Origin of the sequence: Campylobacter rectus (assembly GCF_004803795.1) — a bacterium.
Lineage (GTDB): Bacteria > Campylobacterota > Campylobacteria > Campylobacterales > Campylobacteraceae > Campylobacter_A > Campylobacter_A rectus.
Genome location: NZ_CP012543.1, coordinates 2,542,239 through 2,554,478, shown reverse-complemented (window position 1 = coordinate 2,554,478; position 12,240 = coordinate 2,542,239). Strand labels below are relative to the sequence as shown.

Here is a 12,240-nt window from a genome sequence, read left to right as displayed (position 1 = left end):
GGGTGGCGACTCAAAAGCCAAAGATGCAACGTAAGATAAAGGCTGCACCGACCTATGCTTGGAATACTTTTTTGGGCTCGCTTTTTGGATTTATCATTTTAAAGGAGTAAAATTTACTTCACATCGTGCTTCCGTGACCTGGTTTGAATTTTAAAATTCACCAAATTTGAATATAAAATTGAAAGCGCAAAAGCAACGACCGATAATTTGATCAAATATATTTTCTCAAATTTACTTCGTCAGCTCAAAAATCGCTTTGATATTTTCCTTCGTATAGAGCTTATCTTTGCGCCAGTTTGCCGCGTAGTCGTAGGCTAAATTTACGACCTCGTCTAGCGTTTCGCCCTCTATGCCGACGGCTTTTAGGCTAACCGGAGCGCCGATTTTACTTAGCCAAGTTTTAAACGCCTCGATACCCTCGTCCGCTGAGCTTACGCCGAAAATCTCCCGCGCAAAACGCTCGAATGCGCCCAAATTTCGGCTCTTATACCACTTCATCCACGCAGGCATTATGACTGCTAGACCCGCTCCGTGCGCGCAGTTTACGACCGCACTCATGGCGTGTTCTAGCATGTGGTTCGGGTAGGAGTAGCCGTGCGTGCCGACGTAGGTTAGGCCGTTTAGCGCCATCGTCGCCGCCCAGGCAAACTCGGCTCTAGCATCGTAGTTATCGGGGGCAGCTAGTAAAATTTCAGTCGTTTTCATCACGGTTTTGATGTTGGCTTCGATGTAGAGGTTGATGATGCCAGGCTGCACGCTTGCGGTGAAGTACCCCTCGATGCTGTGCGCGATGACGTCGGCGGCAGAGTAGGCCAGATACTCGCGGCTCACGCTGGCTTGTAGCTGCGGATTTACCACTGAGACTAGCGGATACAGGACGTTGCCGTGGATGGAGAATTTTTGCTTCGTAGCTTCGTTTGTCACGACTGCGCCCGAGTTCATCTCGCTGCCGGTTGCCGCAAGGGTGATGACGTCAAAAATTTTTAGCGCGCGGCTCGGATCCTTGCCTGTGAAAAAATCCCACACGTCGCCTTCGTATGGCGCGCCCGCGGCGATGGCTTTGGCGCTATCTAGACAGGAGCCTCCGCCTACGCTTAGCACGCTATCGGCGTTAAATTTCCTAGCTAGCTCGATGCCTTCGTAAACTTTGCTTAGCACGGGGTTGCTAACTACGCCGCCAAGCTCTATAAACTCTATGCCGTTTTCTTTTAGGCTTGCTGCCACTGCGTCAAAGAGTCCGTCTTTTTTGATGCGGTCGCTACCGTAGATCAGTAGGGTTCTTTTAGCGTCAAATTCGCGCATATAAAGCCCGATATTTCGTTCTTTACCTCTGCCGAATCGTATTTTTACGGGGTTGTGAAAAGTGAAGTCAAACATCTCGTTCTCCTTAAAATTTTAGCTTCATTATAGCGACAAAAGCTAAAATTTAAGTAGAACGAGATTTGCGGATCAGAGCTTATTCGCGCAAATTTCCAAAGTATTTGTCGTCGTTTTTCTCGACGTGCTTGATGTTAAAATGGACGAATTTATATCCGCCAAAAAGCGCCAAAACCCAAAGAAAAAGAAAAACTATCGCTTCTATCATTTTTATCCTTAATATGCGTGATGATCGTGCTTGATCTCATCGGCCGTGATCTTTTTGCTATCCATCGCGCGCCAAACTATGAAAATATAGCCTAAAACAAACGGTACTAGCAGGCTCACGTAGGCCATGACGTTTAGCGTGTAGTGGCTGGAGCTTGCGTTTTTGATCGTGAGCGAGCTTTGTAAATTTGAAAACGACGGATAAAACGCAGTGTCTGCAAGTCCGGCTATCAAAAATAGCCCCGTAACCGTTAGCACTACGCCCGCGCCGTAAGGCACCACACCGTAGATGCTGGTCGTAAACGCGCCCTTAAATATACCGAAAAGCACGAGTCCGACGCCTATAACTATCATCGCGGCCACAAGCGGCATCTGGAGTAAATTTAGAGCGTATTTAAAGCCAACTAAGCTCACTACGCCGCTCTCGTCGTAGGCAAAACCGGCTTTGGTAAATATCCAAGCGATGAAAATCAAAAAGAACGGCAAAAAGAAAATCGTATTTTTTAGAGCCGCTTTTCTAGCACTAGCTCTTATCTCGGCATCGTCGATGTTGTTGATGAGGTAGAGCGCTCCGCCCACGCGAGCTAGGAAAAACATCGCGATGCCTAGCGGATAGAGCATGATGTTGCCCAGCGCTTCAAGTCCGCGAAACGGCGTGCGCCACTGTACGAAGTTGTGCTCGTTTAGTAAAAAGTCGCTACCCGAAAAAAACGTGCTAACCGCCATACCGATCAGTATAACGCCTAAAGAGCCATTGATGAAAAGGAAAATTTCATAGGTTTTTTGACCTAGGAAGTTGTCCGGTTTTTTGCGGTATTCGTAGCTCACGGCTTGGAGGATAAAGCAAAACAAAATCGCCAGCCACACCCAGTACGCGCCGCCGAAGCTTGTGGCGTAAAACAGCGGAAACGCCGCAAAGCAAGCGCCGCCGAACATTACGAGCGTGGTAAAAGTAAGCTCCCATTTGCGCCCGATAGAATTTATCACCATATCCTTTTGAAGCTCGTTTTTGCAAAGCCCGAAAAGCAGCGTCTGCCCGCCTTGAACAAACATCATAAACACTAGCAAACCGCCTAGCAAGCTAACTACGCACCACCAGTAAATTTGTAAAAATTCTAAACTAAGCATGGTTTTCAAATCCTATTTTTATTTGTTTTAGCATGATTTTTATCTCGGCTATGAGCAGAGCCGTGAAAAGCACGGCAAATAATATAAACGAAATTTTGACGTTTATGCTCGATAAATTCGTCGCTCCCACGCCTACGGTCATCAAGTCTTGTATCACCCACGGTTGGCGACCGACCTCGGCTACTATCCAGCCTGCCTCTGCCGCGACGTATCCAAGCGGTATCGTAAATACGCAAAGCCAGAGCAGCTTTTTGAAATTTTCGATATTGTTTGCCATGCAAAGATAAAGCACGACGAAAAATAGCGCTAAAAAGTAGCTACCGAGCGCGACCATCACGTGGAAGCTATAAAACGTTAGGCCAACAGGCGGCACTGCGTCGGTCGGTTTTTCGAGGTATCCGTAGCCTAGGAAATTTAAATTTGCCTCAAGCTTGCTTTGAGCCGCGCTCATCGCCGCTTTATCGCTGGCTTTTTGCGCATCTTTATACTCTTTTAGCGCAGCCACGGCGATCTTGCCTTTTTCCATTTTGCTTACTGTGCCCTCTATGCCGTATTTTTCGTTACCGTATACTAAGTCATCGATGCCGGGCGTAAAGTTGTTAAACCCTCTCGTAGCTATAATTCCGAGCATATAAGGAACTTTGATCTCAAGGAAAAACGGATCTTTGTCGTCGCCCGCTTTTTTAGACGGATCTAGTATGCCCATCGCGACTAGTCCGGCGTTTGTTTCGCCTTTATAAAGGCCTTCCATCGCGGCTAGTTTCATCGGCTGAGTGCGTGCGACCTGATATCCGCTCTCGTCGCCGCTAAACATCAAAAATAGCGACGTAACGAGGCCGAAGCTTGCCGCTACGACGATCGATTTTTTGGCCATGATTATGTGGCGTCCTTTTAGGATAAACCACGCCGATATGCCAATAACGAAGATCGCCGAGATCACGTAGCCGCTAGTTACGGTGTGTAAAAATTTGATGATACCTACCGGGCTAAGCGCTACTTCAAAAAAATTTTCCATTTCCATCCTGGCGGTTGCGGGGTTAAATTTCATGCCTATCGGATACTGCATCCAGCCGTTTGCGATGAGGATCCAAAGCGCGCTCAAATTTGAGCCGATAGCCACGAGCCAGGTCGAGATGAGGTGAAATTTCTTACTAACCTTATCCCAGCCAAAAAACATAACCGCAAAGAACGTCGCCTCCATAAAAAACGCGAGTATGCCCTCGATAGCTAGCGGCGCGCCGAATATATCGCCCACGAACCAGCTATAGTTCGCCCAGTTGGTTCCGAACTCAAATTCCATTATGATGCCCGTAGCCACGCCGATAGCGAAATTTATACCGAAGAGCTTTAGCCAAAATTTGGTGATTTTTAGCCACTGCCCGCTACCGGTTTTGACATAGATACTCTCCATAATGGCGATAATAAAACTAAGTCCCAGCGTGAGCGGAACAAACAAAAAGTGGTATATCGCGGTGAGCGCAAACTGCGCCCTGGACCAATCGACCGAAGCGATTTCAGACATTTTATTCCTTTGTCAAATTTGAGATGACGAAGTCGGCTTTGGCCTCGTCGGTCTTAAATTTCGAATTTAAACTTTCATCAAAGATAAATACTTTTAAAATCCCGAACATTATTAGTAACTTCACGGCGATAACGAGCCACAGGCTCTTGCCCAGCTTCATTCGTCTAAAGCCGTCGATGTATAGATTTGAGATATTTTTGAGATATTTTTTAATCATAACTTAATATGTTACAAGAAATAAGCTTAAGAAACGATTTTAAAATTTATATTTCATAAAATTTGATTTTCAATTCTCAAGCATTTATAAATTTTAAATAAGGTATAATCGCGCTAAAAATTTAAAAGGCGCGATATGCAAAAAACGGATAATCAAACTAAGTATATCTTTATAACGGGCGGCGTGCTAAGCTCGCTGGGTAAGGGCATCGCGGCGGCTTCTATCGCTACGCTTCTTAAAAACACGGGCTTAAAAGTAAGCATGCTAAAGGCTGATCCGTATATCAACGTAGATCCCGGCACCATGAGTCCGCTCGAGCACGGCGAGGTTTTCGTCACCGACGACGGCGCGGAGACGGATCTGGATCTGGGTCACTACGAGAGATTTTTAGACGAGAGCCTGAGCCAGGATAACAACTTCACCACGGGCCGAGTTTATAGCTCCGTCATCGAAAAGGAGCGCAGAGGCGATTATCTTGGCAAAACGATCCAAGTCATCCCGCACATCGTGGGCGAGATCGTGGGCCGCATCAAAAAGGCGGGCGAGGGTCGCGACATACTGATCGTCGAGATCGGCGGCACGGTAGGCGACATCGAGGGTTTGCCGTTTTTGGAGGCTATCCGCGCCCTTCGCGTCGAGGTCGGCCGCAAACGCGCGATGAATATCCACCTAACCCTCGTGCCGTTTATAAAGGTCGCGGGCGAGCTAAAAACCAAACCGACTCAACACAGCGTCGGCGAACTGCGCCGTATCGGTATTAGTCCCGATATGATCATCTGCCGCGCCGAGCAGCCGCTAAACCGCGAGCTAAAAGATAAAATAGCCGCCAGCTGCGGCGTAGAGCGCAACTGCGTCATCGAGAGTATAGACTCGGCCAGCATCTATCAGGTGCCGCTTGCGTTTTATAACCAAGACGTTTTAACCCCGATCGCCGAAATTTTAGACCTGGGCGAGCTAAGGCTCGATATGCGCAACTGGGATAGTCTAGTTAAGCGCATCATCGCTCCGACGAAAGAAACCACGATAGCCTTTGTCGGCAAATACGTCGATCTAAAAGAGAGCTACAAGAGCCTGACCGAGAGCATCATTCACGCGGGCGCAAGCCTGGATGCGAGGGTAAATTTAAGATGGATAGATAGCGAGAAAATCGAACCCTCAAACGTAGAGGAGCTGCTAAAAGACGCTGACGGCGTGCTGGTGGCGGGGGGATTTGGCGAGCGCGGCGTGAGCGGCAAGATCGAGGCGATAAAATACGCTCGCGAAAACGGCGTGCCGTATCTTGGCATCTGCCTGGGCATGCAGCTGGCGCTCATCGAGTTTGCTCGCAATGTGCTAAAGCTCGAGGATGCAAATTCGGTCGAATTTGAGCCTGAGTGCGTAAATCCTATCATCTATCTCATCGATAGCTTTATCGACGCGCACGGTCAGACGCAGATCCGCACGCACCAAAGCCCGATCGGCGGCACGATGAGGCTTGGCGCATATACCTGCGACGTGAAGCCGGGCTCGCTGCTAAGCCAAATCTACGGCGGCGCCAAACGCGTAAAAGAACGCCACCGCCACCGCTACGAGGCCAACCCGAAATACAGAGCCGAATTTGAAGCAAACGGCCTGATAGTTAGCGGCGAGAGCGACGGGCTGATCGAGGCCGTCGAGCTTAGCTCGCCTGCGGTCTTTGGCGCGAAAGGCGATGAAAACGGAGCCAAAAACGCGCATCCGTGGTTTGTCGGCGTGCAGTTTCATCCGGAATTTACCAGCCGCCTAACGAGCCCAAATCCCGTAGTTTTGGGCTTCATCAAAGCTAGTTTAGAAAACTGTAAATCTTAAATTTAGAGCCTTTGCGCTCTAAATTTTTCTTTTGCTCGCTTAAATTTTACTTTTTACCATCTTTACCCGCTCGAATTTCGCATCCTGTTGTCTTTAAATTTTGCCGTAAAACTCAAATCAAAAGGCGATTCACACTCAAATTTAATCCGAATTTGGGCGCAAATTTTCGTTAAAGCGGCCTAAATTTTGTAAATTTTATTTTTTGGCTGCGGCGCTGATGCGTATCTTTACGCGCATTTTGGGATCGCACGATTTCTCCGCCTTAATACACGTCCAAAGCGGCGAGCGAGAGGGCATAAAAAGCTCGGGCGTTATGCCGTGCCGCGCTCAAAGCTCGGGCGGGACGCACGCTAAAAACATCGCCTTGCGAAGCCTCGACTACGGTCGGCATTCGCTCCGCGTTTTTAAAATCTCGGCAAGAGAGGGGTTGTCGTTTAAATTTTACAAAGGAATTTTGCTCGCCGCCTCGGTCTTCTTGATTAAAATTTCTATGCGGTCGTCCGCGGTGCCGATTATAGATACCCAAGGCTCCTTGGCTGCCTTTTCATACCTAAAATTTGCGTTAAATTTTACACTCGCGTTTGCGTTTTTAAAACGATAAATTTGTAAAGACTATCAATTTAACAAAGCATTTATTTCTACGCTTAGCCTGCAAAATCGCCGTTTTATTTACAATTATAAGAAATTAAATTTCAAAAAGCTATAATTTGCGCATTAAAAAATAAAAACGAAGGAAAAAGATGAAATTTGAACCAAAATTTAGCTTTTTTTGCGGCGCGAAGGTAAATTTAACTCCCGAGTCGAGCGAAAATTTAGGCAAAAACGGCGGCGAGGCGGCGACTAAAGGCGAGGCTTACGCAAAAGCCCGTCAAAACGATGCTCAATAAGGAGAAAATAAAGGAATTACTGAGCCGAAGATTTGAAAAGGACATCCACAAAAAACTTTCAGAAATTCCTACGCCCGATGCGCTAAAGGACGTATTTAAGGGAGCTGAGCGCATAAAACGTGCGATCGAGCAAAACGAAAAAATCGTCATCGTCGGCGACTATGACGTAGACGGGGTGATCGCCAGCGTCATAATGGCCGAATTTTTCGATGATTTGGGCGTTAGCGAGTATTTCGTGCGTATTCCTAACCGCTTTAGCGACGGCTACGGTCTAAACCCGCAAATCGTCGAGGAGATCGCGGATGCGGGCCTCATCGTGACCGTAGATAACGGTATCTCGGCCAACGACGCGGCTCAAATTTGCAAGCAAAAAGGCATCGATCTCATCATCACCGACCACCATATGCCCCCCGACGTTTTGCCCGAAGCCTATGCGATTATTAACCCCAAGCAAAAGGATTGCCCTTTCCCAAACGTCGAAATTTGCGGCGCTCAAGTCGCGTGGTATCTAGTCGGCGCGCTAAAGGACGTATGCCGCATCAACTACGATATGGGTAAATTTCTAGACCTCCTCGCTATCGCGATAATCGCCGATATGATGGAGCTTCGCGACCTAAACCGCATCCTGGTTAAGCTTGGCGTTAATCGCCTAAATAGTTCGCGCAGAGCGGCTTTTGCGGCGATAAAGCAGTTTTACGCCAAGGATAAATTCGAGTGCGACGACATCAGCTTTCTCATCGCGCCGCTCATCAACTCCTCCGGCCGTATGGACGATGCGAGCGTGTCTTTTGAGTTTTTGCGCGCCAAAAATATCGACCGCGCTTGCGAGTGCCTCGATACCATCGTGAGCTTTAACAACTCGCGCAAGGAGGAGGAGCGCACGCTTTTTGAGTGCTCGCTAAAGGACGTGCGCGAGGACGAGCAGATCATCGTGACTTGGGGCAGGGGCTGGCACGAGGGCGTCATCGGCATCGTCGCCTCGCGCCTGGCAAAGCAGTTTAAAAAGCCCGCCATCGTCTTTAGTATCGATGAAAACCGTGCCAAAGGCAGCGCTAGAAGCGTGGGCAAGCTAGACATCCTCTCGCTCATCGCGAGCCACGAAAATTTGCTCGCGGGCTACGGCGGACACAAAGGAGCTGCCGGCATCGTGATAGATCCGGCAAATTTAGAAGCGTTTAAGACCGCGATAAACGGCTCGTGTATGCTGATGGACCTGCACGAATTTAGCGCATTTGACGAGCCGCTGGGCGAGATAGACGCAGGCGAGGTGGACTTTGAGCTACTTGAAATTTTGGAGTATTTCGAGCCCTACGGACAGAAAAATCCGCGCCCGCTCTTTGAGATCAAATCAGCCGTCGTCAAAAACAAAAAATTAATCGGCAGGGAGCAAAATCACCTAAAACTCATCCTGCAAAAAGACGGCAAATGCCTTGAGGCGCTGTTTTTTAACTTCACTCGCGAGCCGCACGCAGGCGAGAGTATCGATCTTGTTTTTTCGGTATCGAAAAACTCGTTTCGCGGGCTTGTTACGCCGCAGCTTTTGGTGAAGGAAATTTCGTAAATTTTAATCTCGGTTTTGTCAAGCTCAAATTTGATGAAGCCGAGATTGCTTAAATTTATAATTCTAATCCGCTAAAGTTACTTTTCTACACACTTAGCGCAAACGACCGAAATAGCAGGATTTGAGCTAAATTTTATATAAAATAATTAATCTTACATAAAGATTCGTTCTCTATTTAAGTTTATTTTTGCTTAAATTTTAATATAAAATATTAATTTTAAAGGAGCGAAAATGAAAATTTCTTACGTTTTGGCGCTGGCCTTGGCGTCAAATTTGATGCTTAACGCTGAAGAAGCGGTAAATTTGAGCCCCGTTACCGTTTCGTCAAAAATGCAAAAATCAGCCCTCGACGAGCCGACTAACGCCCAAATAGCAGGCAAAGGCGCGATACTGGAAAACAGCGACATCGCCAAATCGCTTTCAAATTTGAACGGCTTTACGATGGAGCGCAAGGGCGGAGGCGGCAGTGAGGTTTATTACCGCTCGCAGACGGCGGCTAGACTGCCGGTGCTGATCGACGGCAGCACGCTAAACGGCGGCTGCGGCATGCGCATGGATACGCCCATCACCTACATCTCGGCGCAAAACTACAGTTCGGTTCGCATCGTAAAAGGTCCGCAAGACGTCAGATACGGCGCGCTCATTAGCGGCGGTATATTTTTTGATAGAGAGATAGAAAGGCTGTCAAAACCGAGCTTCGGAGGAAACGTAAGCGTGCTGGGCGGTAGTTTTAAGCGGTTTGAAACTACTGCAGACGTAGCGGCCGGTAACGAGCTGGGCAGCCTGGAAGTCTCGGGCGGACACTATGAGAGTGGCGACTACAAAAGCGGTGACGGACAGAAAATGCATACGCACTATAAACGCAATAGCGTCTCGCTCGTGGGTACGCTAACGCCCACAGATACTACCGCCTTGCAGCTAAGTGCGGATCTGGGAGAGGGTGAAGCGGCATACGCCGACAGGATGAGGGACGGCGTGCAGTTTGACCGTAAGTCTTTCGGGCTCAAATTTGAACAAGACGTCGGCGAACACAAGATCAGACTAAGTTCGTATTATCATCAAATCGACCATATAATGGACAACTTTACTATGCGTCCGGTGGTGCCGGGTACGGGGCGCGGCAAGGGATACAGCATCAGTCACCCGATACGCGATATGTACGGCTTTAAGCTAGAAGGCGAGTTAGATTTCGATGATCTAACCAGCTTCGTCGGCGCCGGCTACTCGCAAGACTCCTTTAAATGGCGAGGTGCCGGAACGGGCGGAGCCGGCGTATCCAAGGCCAAAATGGACGCCGCCGTATCAAAGCCGCACGTAAAAGAGCGTAAGGTAACGTATAAAACGATATACACTCAAAACGAATACGTCGCTCAAAACGACTACGGGCTTTTTGGCGGACTCAGGCTGGACGCGGGCGAGAGAAAGTTGCTAAAAACACATAAGATCAGGAGAGAAAATTTATTTTCCGGCTTTTTTAGATACGAAAAATATCTGCAAAATTTAACGCTTTATGCGGGGTTAGGGCACGCGCAAAGGATGCCCGATCACTGGGAAACGAACAAGGATGCGAAACTGGCGCTAAATAAAGAAAGAAACACTCAGCTGGATTTTGGCGCAGTACTAAAAGATCAAAACTACGAGCTAAACGCAAATTTCTTCGTCTCAAAGATGGATGATTACATCATGCTAAAATATAATCCTATAGGTATGTCCTCTAGCGCGTTTAACACCGACGCCTTACTATACGGCGGCGAAATCGAGGGCACTACGCTACTGGCCGATATGTTTAGGCTGGGGGCGGGCGTATCCTACGTCTACGGCAAGGTAACTAAAAACGCGGGCGGCTTAAAAGACGGCGACGCGCTACCTAAGATTTCGCCTCTAGCGTTTAAACTAAGCGCCGGCCTAGAAAAGCCCGACTGGTTCGTCAAGGCCGACTTCTATGCTAACGCGTCGCAAAACCGCGCGCAAAAGGGCTACGGCGACGTGGGCGGTATGGACCTGGGCAAGAGCGATAGCTTTTGGACGCTGGGGCTAAGCGCGGGCTATAAATATAAAAATTATCAATTTTTGCTAGTGGCGGAAAATTTAAACGACGCCAAATACGCCTATCATAACTCAAAAGGCGGCTACGGCGGCGGTATCGCAGGCTACGAGACTATCCTGAACGGCACTAGGCTTTATGAGCCGGGTAGAAGCTTTTGGGCGAAATTTAAGGTGCATTTTTAAGGCGTAGCTCGGTTAAATTCGGTGCGGTTTCGGCTTTGTGCTTCGCTCTTAAAAGCCGTGCCGAATTTGAGCTAATATTAAATCGGTCTTGTGTGGCTTTTGCTTGCTCTTATTGACTTGTAGCTTGTAAATTTGAGTGCGATTATAACGCTTGGCATCTCGCGTCAATTTACAAATTTGCCTAGTCCATCTAAGGCTAATTCGGCACGGTTTATAATAGATACTAAATTTGGCCGAATTTGCAAACGCTTAGCGGTCAAATTTGAAGTCAAATTTAAAACGCGACGAGCAGTCTGAATGGCCCTAAAATGCACAAGTAGGCTCTAAATTTAGCGCCTGCAAGCGACAAAGCTCGGGCAAATCTCTTACAAATTTAACTTGCATATATAAAGCTTGACGATGTCACGACTCTCTCGGGCGCTGTTTGTGAAGACGGTATAGTAAAATATCTCTATACGATAAACGACAATACGGATGTTAAATTTAGCGAATTTACTAAAGAACAAGTTGAGATATTTAAAAACATCCAAGATGGCATTTTAAAAGAGAATTATTGTGGTATGAGTTAGTTTATAGACAAAGCCTCGTGGTATACGACTACGCCGGCAGTAAGAATTTTGCTAAGATAGATATGACAAAAAAGGATTGCAAATAACATTTAGCTCTCCCGCTACAATGTTCGGGCAGGAGGGCAAGTATATAAATTAGAAAATCTCGTTAGTAATAATTTCTTTATCATTTGGTAAATTTGCACTATATTTCAAGGCAATACTTTAATGTCTCAATGTAAAGAAATAAATTTGAAAACGAGAGAATAGTAGAAATATTTGAAAAGCGGCTAATTTTGATAGAAATTTCGGGGAAAGCCCCCGAAATTTATGCTTTTTTATTCTCCAAGCGATTTAAAAAAGGCTTTAAAAACTCGTCAAATTCATCTTGCCTTAGCACTTTTTTGCCTAGTTTTTCTTTGCACGCTTTGCCAAGCTCGCAAAGCATCTCGCGATTTGCTTTGCTTTGAGCCTTGCCGTGTCTTGCCAGCACCGTGTTTAGCTCGTGCTCCTGGGAGAAATTAACCAACTCGCGATCTGTCGCCATTTTAGCTCCTTTGCTAAGAAATTATAGAGCCATTATATAACTTTTAGGTTAAAATGCAGCAAAATTTGTGCGGTAAGCGGCTTTTGGCGCAAATCAATGGCAAATCTCTCAAATCAAAAAAATAGCCAAGGATAGGGAAGGGGCAAGGCGGCAGGATTAGATATTAATATATATTAAATAATAGTGTTGT

General features: G+C 47.2%; 11 protein-coding genes. 5 read left to right on the top strand and 6 right to left on the bottom strand.

Features of this window, described 5'->3' with window-relative positions; all coding sequences use genetic code 11:
- Positions 1–231: 231 nt before the first annotated feature.
- The 5 genes from CRECT_RS12200 to CRECT_RS12185 form a co-directional block, all read right to left on the bottom strand.
- Positions 232–1,377, bottom strand: a complete 1,146-nt coding sequence (locus tag CRECT_RS12200) for an iron-containing alcohol dehydrogenase (protein ID WP_002943439.1) — start codon at positions 1,375–1,377, stop codon at positions 232–234.
- A 79-nt stretch (positions 1,378–1,456) separates the two neighbouring features.
- Positions 1,457–1,585 (bottom strand): hypothetical protein, encoded by a 129-nt coding sequence (locus CRECT_RS13045; RefSeq protein ID WP_002943393.1) that lies wholly within the window; start codon positions 1,583–1,585, stop codon positions 1,457–1,459.
- Positions 1,586–1,593: 8 nt separating this feature from the next.
- Positions 1,594–2,712 carry a cytochrome d ubiquinol oxidase subunit II gene (locus tag CRECT_RS12195; RefSeq protein ID WP_002943356.1) on the bottom strand — a complete coding sequence of 373 codons (1,119 nt, stop codon included), beginning with the start codon at positions 2,710–2,712 and terminating at the stop codon, positions 1,594–1,596.
- Positions 2,705–4,234 carry a cytochrome ubiquinol oxidase subunit I gene (locus tag CRECT_RS12190; RefSeq protein WP_002943066.1) on the bottom strand — a complete coding sequence of 510 codons (1,530 nt, stop codon included), beginning with the start codon at positions 4,232–4,234 and terminating at the stop codon, positions 2,705–2,707. Before CRECT_RS12190 ends, CRECT_RS12195 begins: the two co-directional genes overlap by 8 nt.
- 1 nt (position 4,235) lies before the next feature.
- Positions 4,236–4,451 carry a DUF4492 domain-containing protein gene (locus CRECT_RS12185; RefSeq protein WP_002943185.1) on the bottom strand — a complete coding sequence of 72 codons (216 nt, stop codon included), beginning with the start codon at positions 4,449–4,451 and terminating at the stop codon, positions 4,236–4,238.
- Between the two features lie 135 nt (positions 4,452–4,586).
- On the opposite strand from CRECT_RS12185, the gene CRECT_RS12180 reads away from it, so the two are divergent.
- From CRECT_RS12180 to CRECT_RS12160, 5 genes are all read left to right on the top strand, one after another.
- Complete coding sequence (locus CRECT_RS12180; RefSeq protein ID WP_002943524.1) at positions 4,587–6,278, top strand: CTP synthase; 1,692 nt, start codon at positions 4,587–4,589, stop codon at positions 6,276–6,278.
- A 217-nt stretch (positions 6,279–6,495) separates the two neighbouring features.
- Positions 6,496–6,879 (top strand): hypothetical protein, encoded by a 384-nt coding sequence (locus tag CRECT_RS12175; RefSeq protein ID WP_157752351.1) that lies wholly within the window; start codon positions 6,496–6,498, stop codon positions 6,877–6,879.
- Between the two features lie 139 nt (positions 6,880–7,018).
- A complete protein-coding gene (locus CRECT_RS12170; RefSeq protein ID WP_002943525.1) occupies positions 7,019–7,165 on the top strand; it encodes a hypothetical protein in 147 nt (48 codons plus the stop codon).
- On the top strand, positions 7,155–8,726 hold the full coding sequence (recJ, locus tag CRECT_RS12165) for a single-stranded-DNA-specific exonuclease RecJ (RefSeq protein ID WP_002943294.1): 1,572 nt from the start codon (positions 7,155–7,157) through the stop codon (positions 8,724–8,726). The genes CRECT_RS12170 and recJ overlap by 11 nt, the downstream gene beginning before the upstream one ends.
- 231 nt (positions 8,727–8,957) lie before the next feature.
- Positions 8,958–10,955 (top strand): TonB-dependent receptor domain-containing protein, encoded by a 1,998-nt coding sequence (locus tag CRECT_RS12160; RefSeq protein WP_002943139.1) that lies wholly within the window; start codon positions 8,958–8,960, stop codon positions 10,953–10,955.
- Positions 10,956–11,831: 876 nt separating this feature from the next.
- Here the strand turns inward: CRECT_RS12160 and CRECT_RS12155 are convergent.
- On the bottom strand, positions 11,832–12,050 hold the full coding sequence (locus tag CRECT_RS12155) for a hypothetical protein (RefSeq protein ID WP_002943447.1): 219 nt from the start codon (positions 12,048–12,050) through the stop codon (positions 11,832–11,834).
- Between the last annotated feature and the right edge of the window lie 190 nt (positions 12,051–12,240).